Genomic DNA, 24,149 nt, shown 5'->3' with positions numbered 1-24,149 from the left:
GCTCTCCGGCAGGGCAGCCGCGTCAGCCCGGCGGGCGGGCGGCGAAGTTGAATTGCCCGGCGCCAACTGGCAGATTGCCCCGACGCTGACGCAGGGATCGCCGTTGTCCGCCGAGATCGCCACCTCCTCCCTTGACGCCCTGCCGGCCCGAGCGCCGTCAGGGCCGGGGCTGCGCAAACGGCAATGGCTGCTGGCCGCGCTGCTGCCCCTGCTGGGGCTGGCGCTCTGGACGGCCGATCGGATCGCGGTGCGGCACTACCTGTCCGCCGGTCAGGCGCGGGCCGAGGCGGCGCTGCGGCTGACCGCCAACGGCCTCGAGGCCGACCTCGCGCGCTACGAGGTGGTCCCGCAACTGCTGGCCGAGATGGACCTGGTCCGGCGGCTCGTCTCGCAGCCCGACGACACGGAACTGCGGCAGGCGACGAGCGAGTGGCTCGCGACCGAGAACGCGTCCCTGCGGGCGGCGGACATCTACCTGATCCGGCCGGACGGGGAAACGATCGCGGCCTCGAACCACCTGGACGGCCCGAACAGCTTCGTCGGGCGCAACTTCAGCTATCGCCCTTATTTCACCGAGGCGATGCAGGGCGGCGCGGGCCGCTTCTACGGGATCGGCACGGCCTCGGGCATCCGGGGCTATTTCTTCTCGGCCCCCGTGTTCGACTTTGCCGGGCGCATCGCGGGCGTAATCGCGGTCAAGGTGGGTCTGGACCGGATCGAGCAATCCTGGCGCGGCGACGATTTCCGCACCTTTGTCACCGATCCCGAAGGGCGCGTGTTCCTGTCCTCGGAACCCCGCTGGCTTTACGCCAGCTTCGAGGCGCCGACCCCGCAGCGGGTGGACCGCACCCTCGCGACCCGCCGCTATGCCGACGCACCGCTGCCCGACCTGCCGGTGGAACGGCGCGCGGACCACGGCAGTCTCGTGCTGCGCATCACGACAGACGGCGAGGCGCGGGACTATATCGCGGCCGCGCAGCAGATGCCCCGCGCGGGCTGGACGGTGCATGTCCTGCTGGACAGCGCCGCCATGCGGGCCGAGGCGCGGCTGGCGGTCTTCACCGTCATGCTGCTTCTGGGCGCGGGCGCCCTGGGCGCGCTGATCCTGCTGCAACGCCGCGCCCGCGCGGCCGAGCGCATCGCCCTGCAGCAGCAGGCCAATGCCGAACTGGAACGCCGCGTGCAGGAACGCACCGCCGAACTGGCGCTGCTGAACCGCCAACTGGGGCAGGAGGTGGCCGAGCGCCGCGCGACCGAAGCCGAGCTGCGGGCGGCGCAGGACAGCCTCGTGCAGGTGGGCAAGCTTGCCGCGCTGGGGCAGATGTCGGCGTCCCTGTCGCACGAGATCAACCAGCCGCTGGCCGCGGCCCGCAACTATGCCGACAGCGCCGCGATCCTGATCGAGCGCGGCGACCACACCGAGGCGCGCGAGAACATCCAGGCGATCCTGGCGCTGGTGGACCGCATGGCCGCCATCGGCAAGCACCTGCGGAACGCCGCCCGCCAGCCCGAGGACCCGCTCGAGCCCGTCGACCTGGCCGCGCTGCTGCCTGAAACCCGGACCATCGTCGCCACCCGCCTTTCCGGCAGCGGCGCGGTGCTGGAGCTTGACCTGCCCCCGGGCCTGCCGCCGCTGAAGGCCAATCCGACGCGGCTGCAGCAAGTGCTGGTGAACCTCATCTCGAACGCCGCCGATGCCGTCGAGGGCGCGGCCGACCGCCGCATCACCCTGTCGGCGCAGGCCGAGGGCGACTGGGTCATCCTGCGGGTACGAGACCGGGGACCGGGCGTTCCGCCCCTGATCGCGGACCGCATCTTCGACCCCTTCTTCACCACAAAGGGCATGGGCGCGGGCCTTGGCCTCGGCCTGTCGATCTCGGCCAACATCGTCCGCGACTTCGGCGGCACCATCGCCTGCCGCGACGCCGCCCCCGGCGCCGAGTTCTGCGTCCGCCTGCCCATCGCGAGGGCGGCATGATCGCGCGCGTGCTGTTCGTGGACGACGACGCGCAGATGCGCCATTCGACCGCGCAGGCGCTGCGGCTCGCAGGCTTCCAGGTCGAGGCCCTGACGGGCGGCGAGGAGGCGCTGGCCCTGGCGGGCCCCGGCTTCGCGGGGGTCGTGGTCAGCGACATCCGGATGCCCGGGATGGACGGCATGACGCTGCTGGAGCGGCTGCACGAGGTCGATCCCGAGGTCCCGGTCATCCTTGTGACCGGCCATGCCGAGGTGCCGCTGGCGGTCGAGGCGATCCGCAAGGGCGCCTATGACTTCATCGAAAAGCCCTTCGTGATGCAGGAACTGGCGACGGTGATCCGGCGCGCCATCGACCACCGCGCGCTGGTGCTGGAGAACCGCCAGCTTCGGGCCGTCGCGGGCAAGCGCGACGATGTCGAGGCCCGCCTTCCCGGCCGCACGCAGGTCATGGTGGACCTGCGCTATCGCCTGCGCGCGATCGGGGCGTCCGACGCCGACGCGCTGATCATCGGGCCAACCGGGGCGGGGAAAGAGGTCGTGGCGCGCGCGCTGCACGACATCTCGGCCCGCGCGGGCCTGCCGTTCATCGCCATCAACTGCGCCGCCCTGCCCCAGGCGCTGATCGAAAGCGAGCTGTTCGGCCACGAGGCGGGCGCCTTCCCGGGCGCGCTGCGGCCCCGCTATGGCAAGTTCGAACATGCCCGCGGCGGCACGGTGCTGCTGGACGAGATCGGCTCGATGCCGCCCGACCTGCAGGCCAAGCTGCTGCGGGTGCTGCAGGAGCGGGTCATCACCCGGCTGGGGGCCAACGATCCCGTGCCGCTGGACGTGCGCTTCATCGCCACCAGCAAGGTGGACCTGGCCGAACTGGTCGCGCGCGGAGAGTTCCGCGAGGACCTGTTCTGGCGCCTGAACGTGGCCGTCCTGCGCGTGCCGCCGCTGGCCGCCCGGCGCGAGGACATCCCGCTGCTGTTCCTGCAACTGATGCGCGAGGCCGCCGCCCGCCACAGCCTGCCCGAGCGGGAGGTTCCGCCCGCCCTTCTGGCCGGGCTCGCCGCCCGCGACTGGCCCGGCAACGTGCGCGAGCTGCGCAACCTTGCCGAGCGGACCGTGCTGGGGCTGGAGGAAACCGACCCGGAGGCCGACCCCGGCGGGGCGGCGACCGGCCGCCTGCCCGACCGCGTGGCGGCCTTCGAGCGCAGCCTGATCGCCGGCGCCATCGCCGCGCATGGCGGGCGGCTTCGGGCGGTCTACGAATCCCTCGGGATCTCTCGCAAGACGCTTTACGAGAAGATGCAGAAGTACGGCCTCGATCGCCGCCTGATTGTCGAGCCGGCCGAGGACCGCGACGCCTGATCCGACTGATGGGTGGATTTCCCCCCATCCCTGCGGACGTCATGTCACCGTCTCCACCCATCCTGATCCGCGGGCTGCCATAAACTGGGGCAGTCTGGTGGATTTGCTTGCCCGGGACCGCCTGCCTGCGCGAAAGTTTCCGACAGGCGCGGCGCCGAGGAGAGAACGCCGCTCTTGTTGCATCTGGGAGGATAGATGTCTGTTTCCAAGCTGTTCGGCGCTCTTTGCGCCGTCACGATCATGGCTGCGCCGGCCCTGGCGCAGGATTATCCCGCGCGCACGATGACCATGGTCATCCCCTTCTCGGCCGGTGGCCCGACCGACACCGTGGCCCGCCTTCTGGCCGAGCGCATGTCGGCCGACCTGGGCCAGCAGATCATCGTGGAAAACGTGACCGGCGCCGGTGGCACCCTGGGCGCCGACCGCGTCGCCAAGGCCGAGGCGGACGGCTACACGATGCTGCTGCACCACATGGGCATGGCGACCTCGGCCACGCTGTACCGCACCCTGCCCTATGACCCGCTGAACGACTTCGAATACGTGGGCGAGGTCGTGGACGTGCCGATGATGATCACGGCGCGCAAGGACTTCGAGCCGGCGGACATGGCCGGCTTCATCGACTACGTGAAGGCGAATGCCGGAAACCTGACGCTGGCCAACGCGGGCATCGGCGCGGTCAGCCAGCTTTGCGGAATGCTGCTGATGCATTCGCTGGACGCGCAGCTGACCACGGTTCCCTACAAGGGCACCGGCCCCGCGATGACCGACCTTCTGGGCGGGCAGGTGGACATCCTCTGCGACCAGACCACCAACACCACCCAGCAGGTGCAGGCCGGCACGATCAAGGCCTATGCCGTGACCACGCCCGAGCGCCTGGACCTGTTCCCCGACCTTCCGACCGCCATCGAAAGCGGCCTGCCCGACATGGAGCTGTCGGTCTGGCACGGCGTCTATACCCCCAAGGGGACGCCCGCCGAGATCAACGAGCGCCTGGCCAAGGCGCTGCAGGTCGCGCTGGCGGACGAAGGCGTGGTCAAGCAGCTGGCCGAGCTCGGCTCGGCCCCCGTCCCGGCCGAGAAGGTGACGCCCGCGGCGCTGAAGACCAAGCTGGAAACCGAGATCGCGCGCTGGAAGCCGATCATCGAGGCCGCCGGGGTTTACGCGGACTGATCCGCCATCTGACCTGAACCGCCCGCCGCCCTTCGCCGGGGCGGCGTGCTCAATCCAAGAGACCGGAGGGAAACGCGTGTCCACGAGACCGAGAGACGACACGGACCTGATTGCCGGGGTGGGCCTGATGGCCGTCGCGGCCTTTTTCGGCTGGCAGACGATGGGACTGGAAATCGGCACCTCGCTGCGCATGGGGCCGGGCTACTTCCCGATGATCCTGTCGGGCCTGCTGTTCATCCTGGGGCTGCTGGTCACCATCAAGTCCTTCGGCCGCGAGGGCGAGCCGGGCACCCCCATCGCCTGGCGCGGCATCCTGTTCATCCTGCCCGCCCCCATCTTCTTCGGCCTGACCGTGCGCGGCCTCGGCTTCGTGCCGGCGTTGTTCATCACCACGCTGATCGCCTCGCAGGCTTCGGTGAAGATGCGGCCGGTGTCTGCGCTGATCCTGGCCGTCGCGGTGACGGTGCTGTCCACGCTGATCTTCAGCTATGGCCTGGGGCTGCCCTTCCGGCGCTTCGGTCCCTGGCTTCCGTTCTGAAGGGGGACAGGATGGATCTTCTTGCCAATCTCGCCATGGGCTTCTCGGTCGCCTCGTCGATCGCGAACCTGGGCTTCTGCCTGATCGGCGTCATCCTGGGCACGCTAATCGGCGTGCTGCCCGGCATCGGCGCCACGGCGACCATCGCCATGCTGCTGCCGATCACCTTCCAGCTGGAGCCCGTCTCCTCGCTGATCATGCTGGCGGGCATCTATTACGGCGCGCAGTACGGCGGCTCGACCACCGCGATCCTGATCAACATGCCGGGCGAAAGCTCGTCGGCGGTCACCGCCATCGACGGCTACCAGATGGCAAGAAAGGGCCGCGCGGGCACCGCCCTGGCCACCGCCGCGCTGGGGTCGTTCTTCGCGGGCAGCGTGGCGACCTTCCTGGTCGCGCTGTTCGCCCCGCCGCTGACCGCCGTCGCGCTGCAGTTCGGCGCGGCCGAATACTTCAGCCTGATGGTGCTGGGCCTCGTGATGTCGGTGGCGCTGGCCCACGGCTCGGTCATCAAGGCGCTGGCGATGGTCGTGCTGGGCCTGCTGCTGGGGATCGTCGGGACCGACATCTACACCGGCACGCCCCGCTTCACGATGGGGATCACCCAGTTCGCGGACGGGCTGAACTTCGTCGCGGTCGCCATCGGCGTCTTCGGCTTCGCCGAGATCCTGCGCAACCTCGAGGACGAGCATGAGCGCGAGGTGATGACCCGCAACATCAACCGCCTGTTCCCCTCGCGCGCAGAGTTCCGCGAGATGGTCGGCCCGATCCTGCGCGGCACGGGCATCGGCTCGGTCCTGGGCATCCTGCCGGGGGGCGGCGCGATCCTCGCGTCCTTCGCCTCCTACACGATGGAAAAGAAGCTGTCGAAGACGCCCGAGGAGTTCGGCCGTGGCGCGCTGGCCGGCGTCGCCGGTCCCGAAAGCGCCAACAACGCGGGCGCGCAGACCTCGTTCATCCCGCTCCTGACCCTGGGCATCCCCGCGAACCCGGTGATGGCGCTGATGATCGGCGCGATGATCATCCAGGGCATCGTCCCCGGCCCCAGCGTGGTGACCGACCAGCCGCAGCTCTTCTGGGGCATCATCGCCTCGATGTGGATCGGCAACCTGATGCTGGTCGTGCTGAACCTGCCGCTGATCGGGCTGTGGGTGAAGCTTCTGACCGTGCCCTATTACGTGCTGTTTCCCATCATCATGGCGATGTCGGGCATCGGCGTTTATTCGGTCAACGGCAACCCCTACGACCTGTTCGCCGTCGCCTTCTTCGGGCTTCTGGGCTACGTCATGTCCAAGCTGCGGTTCGAGCCCGCGCCCCTGCTGCTGGGCTTCGTCCTCGGCCCGCTGCTGGAGGAAAACCTGCGCCGCGCCATGATCCTGTCGCGGGGCGATCCCACGACCTTCCTGACGCGCCCCATCAGCGCCGGCCTGCTGGTCGTGTCGCTGATCGTCATGGTGCTGGTCTTCCTGCCCCAGATCCGCAAGCGCCGCGAGGAAGTCTTCACCGAAAGCGACGCCTGACCCACCTCCGGGGCGCAACCTCGCGTCCCGGACTTCCGCCGCCGCATAACACCAAAAGTCCCAACGGGAGAATGACATGATCCTGACCCTGACCCGCCGCGCCCTGATGGGCACGGCCCTGGCCTTCGGGCTGGCGGGCGTTGCCGCCGCGCAATCCTTCCCCGATCGCGCCGTCACGCTGGTGATCCCCTTCGCCGCGGGCGGCTCGACCGACGTGGTGGGCCGCATTGTCGCGGAACGCATGAGCCAGGAACTCGGCCAGCAGATCGTCGTGCAGAACGTGGGCGGCGCGGGCGGCTCGCTGGGCGCCCAGCAGGTCGCCAAGGCCGATGCCGACGGCTACACGATCCTGATGGGGACCGTCGCGACCCACGCGCTGAACCCGCTGATCCTCAAGCAGAAGCCCTATGATCCGGTGGCGGACTTCGCCCCCGTGTCGCTGCTGGTGCTGGTGCCGAACGTCCTGGCCGTGAACCCCGAACTGCCGGTCAACACCGTGCAGGAACTGATCGACCTGGCGAAGAAGGAACCGCTGGCCTATGCCTCGTCGGGCAATGGCACGCCGCTGCACCTCTCGGGCGAGCTGTTCAAGTCGATGGCGGGCGTGGACATCACCCACATCCCCTACAAGGGCTCGGGCCCCGCGCTGACGGACGTGCTGGGCAACCAGGTGCCGGTGATCTTCGACAACCTTCCCTCGGCTTCCAGCCACATCACCAGCGGCAAGCTGCGGGCGCTGGGCGTGACCACGGCCGAGCGCGCCCCGTCCTTCCCCGATGTCCCCGCCATCGCGGAAACGCTGCCGGGCTACGAGACCTACAGCTGGAACGCGCTGTTCGCCCCGGCAGGCACCCCGCCCGAGGCGGTCGAGGTTCTGGCCAATGCCGCCAAGGCCGCGATGGCCGACCCGGCCGTCGTCGCGCGCATGGGCGAATTCTCGGCCAAGATCGTGGCCTCGGGCCCCGAGGAACTGGCCGAGCACGTCAAGGCCGAGATGACCAAATGGGAACCGGTCGTGACCCAGGCCAACGTCAGCCTCGACTGATCCCGGCCGATCCCTGCACGGTGCCGGGGCCCGCGCGGCCCCGGCATTTTCATGTGCGCATCTGTGGCGGAAGGACGCAGGCCCGCATCTTCGTAGAAGTTGACCGGTTCCCTCGGATAAACTAGATGCGGGCCGACGCCATCCTTCAAAGTCGAGGCCGCATTGCTCGCGCCGTTTCTCATCATGCTTCGCGAAGGAATGGAGGCGGCGCTGATCGTCGGCATCATCGCCACCTACCTGCAGCGGACCGGTCGCGGCGCCTGGATGCCCGCCGTCTGGACGGGCGTGCTGCTGGCCATCGCGCTGTCGCTGTTCACGGGCGCGGGTCTTCAGGTCCTGCAGGCCGGTTTTCCCCAGAAGACGCAGGAAGCCTTCGAGGCCGCCGTGGCGCTGGTCGCCGTGGGCGTGCTGCTTGGCATGGTGACCTGGATGCGGAACTCGGCGCGATCCATCAAGGGCGCGCTGCAAGGCTCGGTGGACGCCGCCTTTGCCCGGCCGCAGGGCGCCGCCTGGGCGCTGGTCGGCGCGGCCTTCCTGGCCGTCGCGCGCGAAGGGCTGGAGTCGGTCTTCTTCCTGCTGGCCATCTTCCAGCAAAGCCCCGGCATGGGGGCGCCCCTGGGGGCGCTGCTGGGATTGGCGCTTTCGGTCGTCCTGGGAGTCGCGGTCTATCGCGGCGGCGTCCGGCTGGACCTGCGCCAGTTCTTCACCTGGACCGGGATCTTCATCATCTTCGTGGCGGCGGGGCTGTTTTCCAGCGCATTGCGCAGCCTGCACGAGGCCGGCCTGTGGAACCACCTCCAGCAGCCCCTTTACGACCTGACGCGGGTGCTGCCGGTGTCCTCGGTTCCCGGCACGGTCCTGTCCGGCCTGCTCGGCTATCATGACCGCCCGACCGTGGGCGAGGCACTGGGCTGGGCGCTGGTCGTGCTGGGCGGGCTTTGGTTCTTCCTGCGACCCACTCCGGCGCCGCGGCTGCGGGTGCAGGGGTAAGATCATGACGGACTCGCACGCTCTCCGAAGCATGACGCCGATGCTGGTCGGCGCGGGCGCGCTGGCCGTGGCGGGGCTGGTGGCCTTCACCTGGGCCGCGCGCACCAGCGCCCCCCAGCCGGTCGAGGGCGCATTGCAGGTCGCCGTCACCGAAACCGCCTGCGCGCCGATGGCCCTGACGGTGCCCGCCGGGCCCGCCAGCTTCGTCATCCGCAACGACTCCTCGCGTCCCTTGGAGTGGGAGATCCTCGACGGCGTCATGGTCGTGGCCGAGCGCGAGAACATCGCCCCCGGCTTCACTGCCACGCTGACCGAGCGGTTGAAGCCAGGCACCTACCAGATCACCTGCGGCCTGCTGTCGAACCCGCGCGGCACCCTGACCGTGACCGCCACCGCCGCGTCGGAAGCCGCCCGCACCGCCCCGCCGGTGGCCGAGTTCATCGGACCGCTGTCGGAAATGCAGGTCCGCCTGATCCAGGCCGGGGCCGCGCTGGAACGCGACACAAGGGCGCTGGCCGAGGCTGTCGCGTCAGGCGACCTGGCGTCGGCGCGAGCCGCCTATGTCACCGCCCGCGCCGACTGGGCGCGGCTTGGGACGGCGACCGGGCGGGCCAGCGACCTGGTCAACCGCATGTCGCCCACGGCCGCCGTGCTGGCCAGGCGCGAGGACGACCCGGGCTTCACGGGCTTCCACCGCATCGAACACGGGCTGTGGTCCAAGGGCTCGACCGAGGGGCTTGAACCCGTCGCCCGCAGCCTGGCCGAGGACGCCACCGCCCTGCGCGCCCGCCTGCGCGGGATCACGCTGGCGCCCGCCGACATCGCCGCGGACGCGGCGCGGCTGGCCCGCCATCTGGCCGAGGGACAGGTGCGGCAGGGCGTCAACCTTTATTCCGGCGAGGACGCGGCCGAGTTCGCTGCCGCGCTCGATGCCGTCGCGGGGGCTGCGCAGGTGCTGTCGCCGCTGACCACCGCCGCCGCCCCGGACGCCGCCGCCGGGGTCGAGGCCGAGATCGCCCGGACCCGCACGGCGATCGAGGCGATGTCCTCCGACCCCTCGCCCGCCGCGCGCGAACGCGTGGCCGAGGGCTTCACCGCATTGGCCGGGGCGCTGGACGCGCTGAACCCGGCCCTTGGACTCGAGGCCTGAGATGAGCCGACCCGTCGATCCGTCGCGCCGCGCCCTGCTGCTGGGCGTCCTGGGCGCGGCTGCCCTGACCTGCCCCTTCGCGCTGGCCGCGGCTGCGCAGGACGCGGCCACACCGCGCGCCCGCGTGACCGAGGCGCCGCAAGCCAACAAGGCGCGTGCCGGCGACCATGTCCCGCCCTTCGGCCGCCATCAGGCAGGCATCGTCACCCCGCGCCCCGCGCATGGCATGGTCGCCAGCTTCCATGTGCTGGCCGACACGCCCCAGGACCTGGAGCGCCTGTTCCGCCGCCTGACCGAGCGCATCGTGTTCCTGACGCGGGGCGGCGAGGTGCCCCGTCTCGACCCCAAGCTGCCGCCCGCCGATTCCGGGCTGCTGGGCCCCGTCATCGAGCCGCAGGCGCTGACGATCACCGTGGCGCTGGGGGCGGACCTGTTCGACCGCCGCGACTGGCTGGCCCCGCACCGCCCCGCACAACTGGTGCGGATGCCCAAGTTCCCGAACGACGCGCCGGACGCCTCGATCCTGCACGGAGAGCTTGCCCTGCAGATCTGCGCCAACACGCAGGACGCGACGATCCATGCCCTGCGCGACATCATCAAGTCGATCCCCGACCAGCTTCTTCTGGCCTGGAAGCAGGAGGGCAGCGTTCCGGTCATCCCGCCGCAGCCCGACGGCGTGATCGAGAACGCCCGCAACTTCCTGGGCTTCCGCGACGGCTCGGCCAACCCGGATGCCGCCGACGAGGCGCTGATGGAGCGCGTGGTCTGGGTCGGCCCCGACGATCCCGCCGAACCGGGCTGGAGCCACGGCGGCAGCTACATGGCCGTGCGCATCATCCGCAACTTCGTCGAACGCTGGGACCGCGCGCCGCTGGCCGAACAGGAACGGATCTTCGGCCGCGCCAAGGACAGCGGGGCACCGCTGGATCACCCGCACGGGACCGAGATGGACGTCCCCGACTTCGCGGCCGACCCCGAAGGGAACAGGACGGCGCTGGATTCGCACATCCGCATGGCGAATCCGCGCACGCCCCAGTCAGGGCAGAACCTGATCCTGCGGCGGCCCTTCAACTATTCCAACGGCGTGACGAAGTCGGGCCAGCTGGACCAGGGGCTTCTGTTCATCGCCTGGCAGGCCAACCTGGAACGCGGCTTCGTGGCCGTCCAGAACCGCCTCAACGGCGAGCCGCTTGAGGAATACATCAAGCCCGTGGGCGGCGGCTTCTTCTTCGCCCTGCCCGGCTTTTCCGACGCTTCCGACGATTACCTCGGCCGCCAGCTGATCGGCGCGCTTGGCCCCATCCCGACGCCCGCCTGACGGGCGCTGTACAAAGGACCGACGATGAAGACCTCGCTTGCCCTGATCGCGCTGCTGCTGCCGGGCGCCGCCCTGGCGCAGGACGCGCAGTTGAACCTTGTCGCGCCCATGGCCGAATACAAGCTGTATGTGGCCGAGCATACGCAGGAACTGGTCAAGGACACCCGCGCCTTCACCGACGCCGTGAAGGCCGGCGACATCGAAACGGCCAAGTCCCTTTTCGCGCCGACCCGCCTGCATTACGAGATGATCGAGCCGGTGGCCGAGCTGTTCAGCGACCTCGACGTGTCGATCGACAGCCGCGCCGACGACCACGAGCAGGCCGAACAGGACCCCGGCTTCACCGGCTTCCACCGCATCGAATACGCGCTGTGGGAAAAGAACTCGACCGAGGGCATGGCGCCGGTCGCCGACAAGCTGATGGCCGATGTCGAGGATCTTGCCGGGCGGATCGAGGGGCTGACCTTCCCGCCGCAGGTCGTCGTCGGCGGCGCGGCCGTCCTGATGGAGGAGGTCGCGGCCACCAAGATCTCGGGCGAGGAGGACCGCTACAGCCACACCGACCTGTGGGACTTCCGCGGCAACTTCGACGGCGCGCGCAAGATCGTGGAACTGTTCCGCCCCCACGTGGACGACACCGCGTTCCTGTCCACGGTGGACGCCAACTTCGCCCGCGTGGACCAGACGCTGGAGAAATACCGCGAGGGCGAGGGCTACCAGACCTATGACAAGCTGACGGACGAGGACCGGCGCGTCCTGGCCGCCGCCGTCAACACCCTGGCCGAGGACTTGGCCACCCTGCGCGGCCGCGTCGGCCTGAACTGAGCATGAACAGGGAAACGCCCGGCTGCCGGGCGTTTCCCCCGGACCTCAGCCCGCAAGCACCTCGTCCAGCACGCGGGTGAAGCGCGCCACGGTGCCGTCCACGTCCTTCAGCTTGTCCAGCCCGAAAAGGCCCAGCCGGAAGGTCGAGAACTCGGACCCCTCGCCCACCTGGAGGGGCACGCCCGCGGCGATCTGCATCCCCTTTTCCGCGAACTTGCGGCCGTTGCGGATGTCGGGATCGTCGGTGTAGCTGACCACCACGCCCGGCGCGGCGAAGCCGTCCGCCGCGACCGAGCGGAACCCGCGTTCGGCCAACACCGCGCGGACCTTGCGGCCAAGGTCCCACTGGGCGGCACGGGCAGCCTCGAACCCCATCTCGCGCGTTTCCACCATCGCGTCGCGCAGGACCACCAGCGCGTCGGTCGGCATGGTCGCGTGATAAGCGTGGCCGCCGTCCTCGTAGGCCTTCATGATCGCGCGCCATTTCTTCAGGTCCAGCGCGAAGCTGTCGCTGGTCGTCTTTTCCAGCCGCTCCAGCGCGCGGGCCGAGAACATCACCAGACCGGCAGCGGGCGAGGCGCTCCAGCCCTTCTGCGGGGCCGAGATCAGCACGTCCACGCCCAGGGCCTTCATGTCCGCCCAGACCGCGCCCGAAGCGATGCAGTCCAGCACCATCAGCCCGCCGACCTCGTGCACCGCCTGCGCCAGCGTGGCGATGTAGTCGTCGGGCAGGATCAGGCCCGCCGAGGTTTCCACATGGGGCGCGAAGACGACGCCGGGGCGCGTGCGGGCGATCTCGGCCACCACGTCCTCGATCGGGGGCGGGGCATAGGACGGGCGCGGCTGGTTTCCTTCCGGCCGCGCGGGCTGCACCTCGGCATCCGAATCGAAGTTGGCCGCGTCGTGGATCTGCGTCCAGCGGAAGCTGAACCAGCCGTTCCGCACGATCAGCGCGTCGGCGTCGCGGGCGAACTGGCGGGCCACCGACTCCATCGCATAGGTGCCGCCGCCCGGAACGATCGCCACGCCCTCGGCCCCGTAGACCTCGCGCGCGATGTCCGAGATGTCCCGCATGACGGCCTGGAACTTCTTCGACATGTGGTTGAGGCTCCGGTCGGTGAAGACGACCGAGAACTCCATCAGGCCGTCGGGATCGACCGCGCTGCGTCCGTCTGGGCCAAGTCCTGTCATCGCCGTCCCCTTCCTTCGTGAAATCCCCGGCACCCTAGCCGCGCGAGCCGACCGGTGCCAGCGCGACTGTTGTCTGGCCAACGCGGGGAAAGGCCCGCCGTTCCGGCCCTCTTGCGACCCCCCGGTCCCGCGCCTACCTTGGCCGCACCACGATCTGCGAGAGTTCCGATGCGCATCGGCATCCTGAAATGCGGCCAGTCGCCCGACGTCACGCGCGCCGAGCATGGCGACTATGACGACATGTTCGAGCGGCTTCTGGCGGGGCGCGGCTTCACCTTCGACCGTTACCACGTCGAGGCGATGGAGTTTCCCGAAAGCGTCCACGCCGCCGACGGCTGGCTGATCACCGGATCGCGCCACGGCGTCTACGAGGACCACGCCTTCATCCCGCCGCTGGAGGATTTCATCCGCGCGGCCTTCGCCGCCGATGTGCCGATGGTGGGCGTCTGCTTCGGCCACCAGATCATCGCGCAGGCGATGGGCGGGCGCGTCGTCAAGCATCCCGAGGGCTGGCGCGTCGGTGCGCAGGACTACGTGATCGGCGGCAAGCCGATGGTGCTGAACGCCTGGCACCAGGACCAGGTGGTGGACCTGCCCCCCGGCGCCAGGGTTGCCGGCACCAACGAGTTCTGCCAGGCAGCCGCGCTGGTCTATGACCACCGCGCCTTCACCGTGCAACCCCACCCCGAGTTCCGGGACGGCTTCATCGACGGCCTGATCGAGCATCGCGGCGGCGCGGTCCCGGGCGAGTTGCTGGACCGGGCCCGCGCCCGGCGCGGCGACGCGGATTCCCTTGCCCTGGCCGACAGGATCGAGGCGTTCTTCAAGGATCCCGAAGGAACGGCGGAGGCCGTTCTCTGACCCAAGGCGGCGGCCGGTGCGACCGGCGCCCGACACAGAGAAAGCCGGAAGCCCCGGCGGAAAGTTTCCATGTCAGACTGGCTGACGAAAATCCCGCAATCCGCCCGTGACTACATCGAGGGCCGCCGCCTGGACGAGGTCGAGTGCATCGTGCCCGACATGGCCGGCGTTGCGCGCGGCAAGGCGATGCCCGCCTCGAAGTTCGCGCGGCAGGAAAGCTTCTACCTGCCGAACTCGATCTTCCTTCAGACGATCACGGGGGAATGGGCCGACAACCCGGCCGGCGCCTTCACCGAGCCGGACATGATCCTGGCCCCCGACTTCTCGACGGTCTCGGCCGCGCCCTGGACTGCGGACGTGACGCTGCAGGTGATCCACGACGTCTTCGACCAGCAGGGCCGCCCGGTGCCGGTGGCGCCGCGCAACGTCCTCAAGCACATCGTCGGGCTTTACGCCGAGCGCGGCTGGCGCCCCATCGTGGCGCCCGAGATGGAGTTCTTCCTGGTCGCCCGCAACATCGACCCCAACCAGCCGATCCAGCCGCCGATGGGCCGCTCGGGTCGCCGCGCTGCCGCCAAGCAGGCCTATTCCATGTCGGCCGTGGACGAATACGGCAAGGTGATCGACGACATCTACGACTTCGCCGAGGCGCAGGGCTTCGAGATCGACGGCATCCTGCAGGAAGGCGGCGCGGGCCAGGTGGAAATCAACCTCGCCCATGGCGACCCGGTGCGGCTGGCCGACGAGATCTTCTTCTTCAAGCGCCTGATCCGCGAGGCCGCGCTGCGCCACGACTGCTTCGCCACCTTCATGGCCAAGCCGATCGAGGGCGAGCCGGGCTCGGCCATGCACATCCACCACTCGGTCGTGGATGCGCAGACGGGGCGCAACATCTTTTCCGACGAGAAGGGCCGCGAAACGCCCGAGTTCCTGCATTTCATCGCCGGGATGCAGAACCACCTGCCCGCCGCCGTCGCGCTGCTGGCGCCGTATGTGAACAGCTATCGCCGTTATGTTCCGGACTTCGCCGCGCCCATCAACCTGGAATGGGGCCGCGACAACCGCACCACCGGACTGCGGGTGCCGATCTCTGGGGCCGACGGGCGGCGGGTGGAAAACCGGCTCGCGGGGATGGACTGCAACCCCTACCTGGGGATCGCGGCCTCGCTGGCGACGGGCTACCTGGGCCTCGTGCAGGGGGCGAACCCGCGCGCGGAATGCCTGGGCGACGCCTACATGTCCGACGACGAGCTGCCCACCAACCTGGGCGACGCGCTGGACGAGATGGTGGCGTCCCAGCCCATGCGCGAGGTGCTGGGGGCCGAGTTCGTTGCCGTCTACGAGGCCGTCAAGCGCAACGAATACAAGGAGTTCCTGCAGGTGATCTCGCCGTGGGAACGCGAGCACCTGCTGTTGAACGTGTAAGGCGGGACCTGCGTCCATTCACCGCTTGCGGCGGCGCGCGGGGGGTGGCAAGGGGCTGGGCATGAGCGACAGAGACCAGAAACTTGCCATCGTGACCGGCGCCTCCCGCGGCCTCGGCGCGGCCATCGCCGAGCGCCTGGGCGCGCGCGGCTACCACGTCGTCGCGGTCGCCCGCACGACCGGCGCGCTTGAGGAACTGGACGACCGCATCCGCGCGGTCGGCGGCGCGGCCACGCTGGCGCCGATGGACATCACGCAGCCTGCCGCGATGATCCAGCTTGTCCAAGCAGTGCTGGATCGCTGGGGCGGCTGCGACCTGTGGGCCCATGCGGCAATCCACGCGGCGCCGCTCGCGCCCGCGCCCCATGTCGATCCCAAGGACATGGACCGCTCGGTCGCGCTGAACATCACCGCGACCCACGGCCTTTCGGCGCTGTTCGATCCGCTGCTGCGCGCACGGAACGGCACCGCCCTGTTCTTCGACGATCCCCGCGCGGGGCAGCCGTTCTTCGGCGCCTACGGGGCCACCAAGGCCGCGCAGATCGCCTTTGCCCGCAGCTGGCAGGCGGAAAACCAGCGCCTGGGGCCGCGCGTGGTCATCGCCACCCCGAACCCCATGCCGACCGCCGTGCGCGCGCGCTTCTTCCCCGGCGAGGACCGCAGCACCCTCAGCCCCTGCCGGACCGAGGCCGACCGCATTCTGGCCGAACTGGCGATCTGACGGGCCTTACAGCCCGTAGATGCCGCCGAACTTTTCTTCCAGATAGGCCAGCAGCGGCTCGGGCGTGACCGGGCCGCCGGTCGCGCGCTCGACTAGGTCGCGCGGCTCGTAAAGGCCGCCGTGACGCTGAAGGTTCTCGCGCAGCCATTCGGTGGCGGGCGTGGCGTCCCCGTCCTCCAGGCTGTCGTCGAGGTCCGGGACCGCCGCCCGCAGCGCCGCGTTCAGCGCACCGGCGTAGACGTTGCCCAGGGCATAGGTCGGGAAATAGCCGAACAGCCCGACCGACCAGTGCACGTCCTGAAGAACGCCGTTCGACGGCCGGTCCACCGCCACGCCGAAGTCGCGCAGGAAACGGGCGTTCCACGCCTCCTCGAGGTCGTCGGTGGACAGCCGGCCCGCGACAAGGTCGCGTTCCAGGTCGAAGCGCATCATGATGTGCAGGTTGTACTGCACCTCGTCAGACTCGGTGCGGATGAAGCCGGGCGTCACGCGGTTCACGGTGCGGTAGAAGGCATCCGCATCGGGGACCGACAGGCCGCCCGTCATGTCGCTCATGCGCCCGAACAGCCAGCCGGTGAAGGCGCGGCTGCGGCCCAGCTGGTTCTCGTAGATGCGGCTCTGGCTTTCGTGGACGCCCATGGACACGCCCCGCCCCAGCGGCGTGAAGGCGTGGTCGGGGTCGATCCCCAGTTCGTAGCTGGAATGCCCGACCTCGTGGATGGTCGAGTAGATGCAGTTGAAGGGGTCGGTTTCCACGATCCGCGTCGTGATGCGGCTGTCCTGCCAGCGCCCACTGGAAAAGGGATGGACCGCGATGTCCATGCGCCCGCGCGACCAGTCATAGCCGAAGGCCGTCGCGCAGGCCCGGGCCAGCCGCATCTGGGTTTCCTGCGCGAAGCGGCCCTCCAGCGCGGAGGGCTGGTCGGGGGCGCCGAGGGTATCCTCGCGCAGTTGCACCAGCCGGGGGCGCATGGCGTCGAACAGCGCAGCGATGTCGGCCTGCGTGGTGCCGGGCTCGTAATCCTCGAGCAGCGCGTCATAGGGATCGCTGCCGAAGCCCGCGCGAACCAGCGCGTGGCCCTGGTCCTGCTTCAGCACAAGGATCTGGTCCAGCGTCGGCAGGAAATCCTGCGGCGCCTCGTTCGCCCGGGCGGCGGCCCAGATGCCCTGCCCCAGGCTCGTCTGCCGCGCGATCTCGGTCGCAAGCTCGGCGGGGATCGCGTTGGCGCGGCCGAAGTCGCGGGCGATCAGGGCGACGATCCGTTCTTCGCTTTCGGTCTGGGGGACGGCCAGTTCAAGCCATTCGCCGATGCGGGGGTCGGTGCGGCGCTCGTGCAGGACGGCCTCGATGGCGGCCATCTCCTCGGACCGCTGCTCGACCGCGCCGCGCGGCATCACGGTTTCCTGGTCCCAGGACAGCCGTTCGGCGATCGACGACAGGGCCTCGGTCTGGCGCTGGAAGGCCAGCAGATCGTTCATCGCGGCATTTTCCGAGATCATCGGATCGTCCCCCGCACGCTGGTTTCATAAGGATAACGCGCGTGGTGACGCGCCCGGATGATCAGGACGAACAGCGCCACGGCGCCGAACTGGTGCGCCAGCGCCTCGGGCAGGGGCGCGCCGTGCATGACGGTCACGATGCCCAGCACGATCTGGAAGGCGACGGCCGCGATCATCACCGTGAAGGCGCCGCGCGTCACCGGATGGGGCGAGCGGCGCGAGCGCAGCCAGACCACCACGGCGAAGATCGCAAGCAGGTAGGCCACCATCCGGTGCGTGAACTGCACCGTGGCCGCATTCTCGAAGAAGTTGCGCCAGCCCAGCGCCGGGTCCCAGATAGCGGCGGGGATCCACTCGCCGCCCATGGTCGGCCAGCCGGTGTATTGCCGCCCGGCGTCGATGCCTGCCACCAGCGCGCCGATCAGGATCTGCACGAAGGACAGGTGCATCAGGCCGGTCGCCATGGAAAACAGCTTCGGCTCGCCCGCGCGGCGGGCGCGGATCAGCTGCGCCTCGGGGCGGGCGAGATGGAACACATACCACGCGATCAGCCCGAGGATGGCGAAGGCCAGACCCAGATGCACCGCGAGGCGATAGGAGGCGACCGAGGTCATCCCCTCGACCAACCCCGAGGCGACCATCCACCAGCCGACCGCACCCTGCAGGCCGCCCAAGACACCCAGGGTCAGCAGCCGGGGTGTCCAGCCCGGCGGAATGCGCCTGGTCGCCCAGAAGAACAGGAAGCCCAGCGCCCAGACGAGGCCCACCGCGCGGCCCAGCAGCCGGTGGCTCCATTCCCACCAGTAGATGCGCTTGAACCCGGCCAGGTCCATCGTCGGGTTTTCCTCGCGGAACTGCGGGATCTGCTGGTATTTCGCGAACTCCGCCTCCCACGCGGCCTGCCCGCTGGGGGGCAGCGCGCCGGTCACGGGCTTCCATTCGGTGATCGACAGGCCAGAGCCGGTCAGCCGCGTGGCCCCGCCCAGCGCGATCATGGCCGCGACCATGACGAACAGGACGACCAGCCAGACGCGGATCGCGCCCCGCGCGCCGCGAGGAGCCGTCTCGATCAGGTTGGCGGTCGGTTGAAGGACGGGCGTCGCGCTGGACACCTCTTGAAAGATCGGGCGCTTGGCCATGTCGGGCCCCTTCGGTGTTCGCTTGCAGTCGCTTGGGGGACGCGGCCCGGACATTGGCCGTCCGGCCCGCAAAGGTCAATCGGCGCGGGTCTTCCAGGTCAGTTGCCGCAGCATTCCGTGCAGGATCTGGACATCCGCGCGGGTCAGCGGCAGGCGCGACCACAGGTTCCGCAGCGTCAGCCGCATGGGCGCGGCCTTTTCCGGCGGGAAGAAGAACCGCGCCTCGGTCAGCTTCTCCTCCCAGTGGTCAGCGAGCTTCTCGATTTCCAGCCGCGTGGCGGGGACCTCGCCCGGCGGTCGCCTGGCGGCCGGCGCGGGCTGGGCGGGCAGCGCGTCGCGGCCCCATTCATAGCCCATCAGCAGCACGGCCTGCGCGAGGTTCAGCGAGGGGAAGTCCGGGTTCACCGGCACCGTCACGATGGCATTGGCCCGCGCGATGTCGTCGTTCTCCAAGCCCGCCCGCTCCGGCCCGAAGATCAGGCCGACGCGGCGCCCCTCGGCGGCGAGCCCCCGCGCCTCGGCCATCGCGGTGGCGGGCGTATGGACGGGCTTGGTCAGCTCGCGCCCGCGCGCGGTGGTGGCATAGGCGTGATCCACGTCGAACATCGCCTCGGCCAGCGTCGGGAAGACGCGGGCGCGGTCCAGAACCTGCCCCGCCGCGCCGGATGCCATCGCCACGGCGCGCGGGTTGGGCCAGCCGTCGCGGGGATCGACCAGCCGCATCTCGGTCAGGCCGAAGTTCAGCATCGCGCGGGCGGCGGCCCCGATGTTCTCGCCCATCTGCGGGCGCACGAGGATGACGACGGGTTGCAGGGCAGAGGTCTCGGTCATGCGCCGCCCCTACTCTGCCGCCGCCCGCCGGGCAAGCCCGCCCCCTTCCCCGCGCGCCCCGCCTGCGCTATCCGGGGTCGCCGCAGGAAAGGACCACGCCATGACCGAGGACGCGCCGCAGCTTTACCTGATCGCCCCCGCGCTGATCACGGCCTCCGAACTCGGGCCGCGGCTTTCGGCGGTTCTGGACGCCCATCCCGTCGCCTGCCTGCGCCTGCCGGGCGCGGGGGACGAGGCCGAACTGGGCCGCATCGCCGACATCGCCCGCGACATCGCCCATGCCCGCGACGTGGCCGTGGTGATCGAGGATCACGTGGCGCTGGCGCTGCGCCACGGCCTTGACGGCGTGCATCTGACCGGCGGCGCGCGCCCTGTCCGGCACGCGCGCAAGGAACTCGGGGCCGATGCCATCGTCGGCGCCTTCTGCGGGGGCTCGCGGCACGAGGGGATGAACGCGGGCGAGGCAGGCGCGGACTACGTGTCCTTCGGACCCTGCGGTTCGACCGCGCTGGGCCTGGGCGAGCCCGCGGACCTCGAGATCTTCCAATGGTGGTCCGAGATGATCGAGGTGCCCGTCGTGGCCGAAGGGGCGCTGGACGCGGCTCTTGTGCGCCGGCTCTGGACCATCGCCGATTTCATCGCCATCGGCCCCGAAATCTGGTCGGCCGAGGACCCCGCCGCCGCCTTGTCGGCCTTGTGGGGCGCATAAGCGGCGCTGCCTGCCGGCGCAGTCTTGCCGAGAGCGGCGCGCCGCCCTAAAGCGCGGGCATGACCCAGCATCAGCGCCTGCTCATCATCGACTTCGGCTCTCAGGTCACGCAGCTGATCGCGCGTCGGCTGCGCGAGCTGAACGTCTTCTGCGAGATCCGCCCCTACCAGTCCGTCACCGACGAGGCCCTGCGCGCCGACCCGCCGCAGGCCGTGATCCTGTCGGGCGGCCCCGACAGCGTCACGCGCGAGGGCAGCCCGCGCGCCCCGCAAGCGCTGTTCGACCTTGGCATCCCTGTCTTCGGCATCTGCTACGGCCAGCAGACGATGATGCAGCAACTGGGCGGTCGCGTCGAAGCCGGGCACCATGCTGAATACGGCCGCGCCTTCATCGCCCCCGCGCCGGGCCACACCCGCGACGGCATCTTCGCGGGCCTGTTCGGGGACGGGCGCGAGGAAGTCTGGATGAGCCACGGCGACCGCGTGACCGCGCTGGCGCCGGGCTTCGAGGTCATCGGCACCTCGCCAAATGCCCCGTATGCCATGATCGCGGATGAATCGCGCCGCTTCTATGCCGTGCAGTTCCACCCCGAGGTGCACCACACCCCCAACGGCCGCACCATGCTGGAGAACTTCGTCCGTCTGGCGGGCTTCACCGGCGACTGGACCATGGCCGGCTATCGCGCCGAGGCCGTGCGCCGCATCCGCGAGCAGGTGGGCGACGCCAAGGTCATCTGCGGCCTTTCGGGCGGCGTGGATTCCTCGGTGGCCGCTGTCCTGATCCACGAGGCGATCGGCGACCAGCTGACCTGCGTCTTCGTGGACCACGGCCTTTTGCGGCTGGGCGAGGCCGAAGAGGTCGTGACCATGTTCCGCGACCATTACAACATCCCGCTGATCCATGCCGACGAGTCCGAGCTGTTCCTGGGCGCGCTGGAAGGCGTCAGCGACCCCGAGGTCAAGCGCAAGACCATCGGCAGGCTGTTCATCGACGTGTTCCAGAAACACGCGGCGGACGTGGGCGGCGCCGAGTTTCTGGCCCAGGGCACGCTTTACCCCGACGTGATCGAATCGGTCAGCTTCTCGGGCGGCCCCTCGGTCACGATCAAGTCGCACCACAATGTCGGCGGACTGCCCGAGAAGATGGGCCTCAAGCTGGTCGAGCCGCTGCGCGAGTTGTTCAAGGACGAGGTCCGCGCCCTGGGCCGCGAGCTTGGCCTGCCCGACCGCTTCATCGGCCGCCACCCCTTCCCCGGCCCCGGCCTTGCCATCCGCTGCCCCGGCGAGATCACCCGCGAGAAGCTGGACATCCTGCGGAAGGCGGACGCCGTCTACATCGACCAGATTCGCAAACACGGGCTTTACGACGAGATCTGGCAGGCCTTCGTCGCGATTCTGCCGGTCCGCACCGTGGGCGTGATGGGCGACGGGCGCACCTATGACTTCGCCTGCGCGCTCAGGGCAGTGACCTCGGTGGACGGGATGACGGCGGACTACTACCCCTTCACCCATCAGTTCCTGGGTGAAACGGCGACCCGGATCATCAACGAGGTCAAGGGCATAAACCGCGTGACCTATGACATCACCTCGAAGCCGCCGGGCACGATCGAGTGGGAATGACCCTGCGCTGACCTTCTCGGCCGGCTGAGCGGAACACGGCCGACAATTGCCCAACATTCCTTGGGGGATGATTGGCAAACACAGGTTCTTGTGCATGATCCGAGGGAACAAGCGTTCCCTCGAGAACCGACGATGCGCGGATTGCAAGCCCTTCTGGTCGCGTTGTGCCTGCCTTTTTCGGCAGTCCCCTCCCATGCCGCCGAAGCCCTGTGCGAGATCACGGCCAAGGGGGAACGCGTGGACGGACCCTGCCGCTTTTCGGCGCGCCGCGGCGGCAGCTTCGACATCGCCATGACGGACGAGCGCACGATGGGCGGCGCCACCTCGCTGTCGCTGGATGTCGTCGGGCCCGGCATGGGCGAGGTGCGGGGCCTGACGCCCTTCGGCGTGCGGTCCCGCTGGGGCGAGGCCCGGCGCATGGCCCAGGACCGCGCCTGCTGGCGGGGCACGGACTTCACCATCTGCGTCCGCGCGCCGGACGAGGCGACCTCGGACGCAGGAAACAAGGACGGCGTCTTCCTGGGCCGCTGCCACATGGAAGGCTGCACGTGGCTGAGCCAGTCCCCGGCCCGCGACATCGGACAAGGCAGCGTGGCCATCCCCGGCCGCCGGGTCGAATCCACCGCGACCGTGGCGCAGAGCGAGCATCCCGGCGGCCTTTACCCCGCCACGGCCCCGAACGGGCTGGCTTGGTCGCAGCCCCAAAGGGTCCAGTTCTTCTGTTCGCCCGCGCGTCCCGCATTCCGAACCGCGGACGGAAGCTGGCTGGTCCTGCCCCTGCCCGAGGTTTTCGGCGCCACCGAAAGCATCACCCGGCAATACCTTCGGGCCTGCCACCCCGGAACCGGGACGGGCGACCCCTACGAGATCCCCAGGGCCCTCGGCTATTCCGTCGGGATGCCGGGGCAGGACAGCTATCCCGATTTCGATGCCCTGATCCGGGGCTGATGGCCACGAAGGAGAATGCCCGTGTCAGCCTGCGCCTGTGGCCACCATCACCACGCCCATCAGGGCTGCGCCCGTCCCGATCCGGCCGGGGCGCAGATCGCGCTGTCGGGCCGTCTCACCTGCGCGGACATGGGGCAGCTCATGACCCTGCTGACACATGTCGAGGCGCATGTCGCCGCCAGCCGCGCCGAGCCGGGCTGCCTTTTCTTCGAGATCGCGCAGACGGACGACCCGCTGGTCTGGCGCGTCGAGGAGCTGTTCCGGGACGCGGCAGCGCTGGAAGCCCACCGCGTCCGGACGAAGGCCAGCGCTTGGGCGGCCGCGACTTCCGGCATCGCCCGGCAGATCCACACGGTCGCGGCAAAGGGTGACATGGCGCCGGCTGCGGGCTGAAGGGGGTCCGACAGTCCCCTGTCCCGGCTTGGCCGAAGGGACGTCTGGTGCCGGATCAGGCGATCGTCCCGCCCGGTGCGGTGCCCGGAAGGCGCAGGCGGACGCGCTTGATGCGGCGGGCGTCGGCGTCCACCACCTCGAACTGGACTCCGCTGTCGTCGGTCACGACCTCTCCCCTGACAGGGACATGCCCTGCCAGCATGAAGATCAGCCCGCCGAGGGTGTCGATCTCTTCCTCGTAGACGCCGCTGACCAGCTTGACGCCGATCTCGGCCTCGACCCGGTCGATAGGCGCGCGGGCGAGGACCAGCCACTGGCCTGGACGCTCCTGCACCCACAGCCCGTCCTCGCTTTCGTCGTGCTCATCGTCGATCTCGCCGATCACCTGCTCGATCAGGTCCTCGATCGTGACCAGCCCGTCCACGCCGCCGTATTCGTCGATGACCAAGGCCATGTGGATGCGCTTCAGCTGCATCTGCTGCAGCAGCGCGCCGATCGGCATCGAGCCGGGAACATACAGCAGGGGCCGCAGCAGAGGTCGCAGGGCAAAGCGGGGCGCCCCCTTCGGGGCGAAGCCATGCTTCAGCGCCAGATCCTTCAGGTGCACCAGCCCAAGGGGCTGGTCCAGGTTGCCGCGATAGACGGGAACGCGGGAATAGCCGTGCTCGCGGAAGACCTCGACCAGCTCGAGCAGACCGACGGTCACGGGGACCGCCACGATGTCCGCCTTGGTCACGGCCACGTCGTCGACCGACATCCGCCGCAGGTTCAGGATGCTGGGCGCCTCGGCCGAGGTCGCGGCCTCCATCATGGAATCAGGCGCGTCCTCGGATTCCGGGGCGAGCGGCCCCAAGGTCCGGAGGATACGGCCCAGAAAGCCTCGGGCGGGCGGATCGCGGGACTCCGGTGTTCCGGCGCCCCAT

At 69.7% G+C, this 24,149-nt stretch carries 22 protein-coding genes; 17 read left to right on the top strand and 5 right to left on the bottom strand.

Annotation, left to right across the window (positions count from 1 at the left end; genetic code table 11):
- Nucleotides 1-103 precede the first annotated feature (103 nt).
- The 10 genes from CK240_RS05910 (at nucleotide 104) to efeO (CK240_RS05865) (ending at nucleotide 11,889) form a co-directional block, all read left to right on the top strand.
- Complete coding sequence (locus CK240_RS05910) at nucleotides 104-1,978, top strand: sensor histidine kinase (protein WP_240517307.1); 1,875 nt, start codon at nucleotides 104-106, stop codon at nucleotides 1,976-1,978.
- Entirely contained in the window at nucleotides 1,975-3,333 is a 1,359-nt protein-coding gene (locus CK240_RS05905) for a sigma-54-dependent transcriptional regulator (RefSeq protein WP_095639410.1), read from the top strand. Before CK240_RS05910 ends, CK240_RS05905 begins: the two co-directional genes overlap by 4 nt.
- A gap of 195 nt (nucleotides 3,334-3,528) precedes the next feature.
- Nucleotides 3,529-4,503, top strand: a complete 975-nt coding sequence (locus tag CK240_RS05900) for a tripartite tricarboxylate transporter substrate-binding protein (protein ID WP_095639409.1) — start codon at nucleotides 3,529-3,531, stop codon at nucleotides 4,501-4,503.
- Between the two features lie 76 nt (nucleotides 4,504-4,579).
- Nucleotides 4,580-5,041, top strand: a complete 462-nt coding sequence (locus tag CK240_RS05895) for a tripartite tricarboxylate transporter TctB family protein (protein WP_095639408.1) — start codon at nucleotides 4,580-4,582, stop codon at nucleotides 5,039-5,041.
- An 11-nt stretch (nucleotides 5,042-5,052) separates the two neighbouring features.
- Complete coding sequence (locus CK240_RS05890; RefSeq protein ID WP_095639407.1) at nucleotides 5,053-6,561, top strand: tripartite tricarboxylate transporter permease; 1,509 nt, start codon at nucleotides 5,053-5,055, stop codon at nucleotides 6,559-6,561.
- A gap of 76 nt (nucleotides 6,562-6,637) precedes the next feature.
- Nucleotides 6,638-7,606, top strand: coding sequence for a Bug family tripartite tricarboxylate transporter substrate binding protein (locus CK240_RS05885; RefSeq protein ID WP_095639406.1), 969 nt, complete (start codon nucleotides 6,638-6,640; stop codon nucleotides 7,604-7,606).
- Between the two features lie 162 nt (nucleotides 7,607-7,768).
- A complete protein-coding gene (gene efeU / locus CK240_RS05880) occupies nucleotides 7,769-8,596 on the top strand; it encodes an iron uptake transporter permease EfeU (protein WP_095639405.1) in 828 nt (275 codons plus the stop codon).
- Nucleotides 8,597-8,600: 4 nt separating this feature from the next.
- Nucleotides 8,601-9,746 carry an iron uptake system protein EfeO gene (gene efeO, locus CK240_RS05875; RefSeq protein ID WP_095639404.1) on the top strand — a complete coding sequence of 382 codons (1,146 nt, stop codon included), beginning with the start codon at nucleotides 8,601-8,603 and terminating at the stop codon, nucleotides 9,744-9,746.
- A 1-nt stretch (nucleotide 9,747) separates the two neighbouring features.
- Nucleotides 9,748-11,064: an iron uptake transporter deferrochelatase/peroxidase subunit gene (gene efeB / locus CK240_RS05870; protein ID WP_095639403.1), complete on the top strand. Its 1,317-nt coding sequence runs from the start codon at nucleotides 9,748-9,750 to the stop codon at nucleotides 11,062-11,064.
- 24 nt (nucleotides 11,065-11,088) lie between these two features.
- Entirely contained in the window at nucleotides 11,089-11,889 is an 801-nt protein-coding gene (efeO, locus tag CK240_RS05865; RefSeq protein ID WP_095639402.1) for an iron uptake system protein EfeO, read from the top strand.
- Nucleotides 11,890-11,934: 45 nt separating this feature from the next.
- Here the strand turns inward: efeO (CK240_RS05865) and CK240_RS05860 are convergent, their stop codons facing one another.
- On the bottom strand, nucleotides 11,935-13,080 hold the full coding sequence (locus CK240_RS05860) for an aminotransferase class V-fold PLP-dependent enzyme (protein WP_095639401.1): 1,146 nt from the start codon (nucleotides 13,078-13,080) through the stop codon (nucleotides 11,935-11,937).
- A 168-nt stretch (nucleotides 13,081-13,248) separates the two neighbouring features.
- Between CK240_RS05860 and CK240_RS05855 the strand changes: the two genes are divergently transcribed.
- From CK240_RS05855 to CK240_RS05845, 3 genes are all read left to right on the top strand, one after another.
- Nucleotides 13,249-13,941 carry a type 1 glutamine amidotransferase gene (locus tag CK240_RS05855; RefSeq protein WP_095639400.1) on the top strand — a complete coding sequence of 231 codons (693 nt, stop codon included), beginning with the start codon at nucleotides 13,249-13,251 and terminating at the stop codon, nucleotides 13,939-13,941.
- A 69-nt stretch (nucleotides 13,942-14,010) separates the two neighbouring features.
- Nucleotides 14,011-15,366: a glutamine synthetase family protein gene (locus tag CK240_RS05850; protein ID WP_095639399.1), complete on the top strand. Its 1,356-nt coding sequence runs from the start codon at nucleotides 14,011-14,013 to the stop codon at nucleotides 15,364-15,366.
- 61 nt (nucleotides 15,367-15,427) lie between these two features.
- Nucleotides 15,428-16,087 carry an SDR family NAD(P)-dependent oxidoreductase gene (locus CK240_RS05845; RefSeq protein WP_095639398.1) on the top strand — a complete coding sequence of 220 codons (660 nt, stop codon included), beginning with the start codon at nucleotides 15,428-15,430 and terminating at the stop codon, nucleotides 16,085-16,087.
- Between the two features lie 6 nt (nucleotides 16,088-16,093).
- Here CK240_RS05845 and CK240_RS05840 read toward each other — a convergent pair whose 3' ends face one another.
- The 3 genes from CK240_RS05840 to CK240_RS05830 form a co-directional block, all read right to left on the bottom strand.
- On the bottom strand, nucleotides 16,094-17,587 hold the full coding sequence (locus CK240_RS05840) for a carboxypeptidase M32 (protein ID WP_095639397.1): 1,494 nt from the start codon (nucleotides 17,585-17,587) through the stop codon (nucleotides 16,094-16,096).
- Entirely contained in the window at nucleotides 17,584-18,726 is a 1,143-nt protein-coding gene (gene ctaA, locus CK240_RS05835) for a heme A synthase (RefSeq protein WP_095639396.1), read from the bottom strand. Before ctaA ends, CK240_RS05840 begins: the two co-directional genes overlap by 4 nt.
- Nucleotides 18,727-18,801: 75 nt before the next feature.
- On the bottom strand, nucleotides 18,802-19,557 hold the full coding sequence (locus CK240_RS05830) for an RNA methyltransferase (protein WP_095639395.1): 756 nt from the start codon (nucleotides 19,555-19,557) through the stop codon (nucleotides 18,802-18,804).
- 100 nt (nucleotides 19,558-19,657) lie between these two features.
- Between CK240_RS05830 and CK240_RS05825 the strand changes: the two genes are divergently transcribed.
- From CK240_RS05825 to CK240_RS05810, 4 genes are all read left to right on the top strand, one after another.
- Nucleotides 19,658-20,266 (top strand): thiamine phosphate synthase, encoded by a 609-nt coding sequence (locus tag CK240_RS05825; RefSeq protein WP_095639394.1) that lies wholly within the window; start codon nucleotides 19,658-19,660, stop codon nucleotides 20,264-20,266.
- Nucleotides 20,267-20,325: 59 nt separating this feature from the next.
- Nucleotides 20,326-21,885 (top strand): glutamine-hydrolyzing GMP synthase, encoded by a 1,560-nt coding sequence (guaA, locus tag CK240_RS05820; RefSeq protein ID WP_095639393.1) that lies wholly within the window; start codon nucleotides 20,326-20,328, stop codon nucleotides 21,883-21,885.
- A 237-nt stretch (nucleotides 21,886-22,122) separates the two neighbouring features.
- Nucleotides 22,123-22,833, top strand: a complete 711-nt coding sequence (locus CK240_RS05815) for a hypothetical protein (protein WP_135058798.1) — start codon at nucleotides 22,123-22,125, stop codon at nucleotides 22,831-22,833.
- Between the two features lie 15 nt (nucleotides 22,834-22,848).
- Complete coding sequence (locus CK240_RS05810) at nucleotides 22,849-23,226, top strand: putative quinol monooxygenase (protein ID WP_095639391.1); 378 nt, start codon at nucleotides 22,849-22,851, stop codon at nucleotides 23,224-23,226.
- Nucleotides 23,227-23,281: 55 nt separating this feature from the next.
- On the opposite strand, the gene CK240_RS05805 is transcribed toward CK240_RS05810, so the two are convergent.
- Nucleotides 23,282-24,079, bottom strand: a complete 798-nt coding sequence (locus CK240_RS05805) for a transporter associated domain-containing protein (protein WP_240517306.1) — start codon at nucleotides 24,077-24,079, stop codon at nucleotides 23,282-23,284.
- Nucleotides 24,080-24,149: the final 70 nt, after the last annotated feature.

The organism is Paracoccus salipaludis (genome assembly GCF_002287065.1).
GTDB lineage: Bacteria > Pseudomonadota > Alphaproteobacteria > Rhodobacterales > Rhodobacteraceae > Paracoccus > Paracoccus salipaludis.
This window is presented reverse-complemented; position numbering and strand designations above follow the sequence as displayed.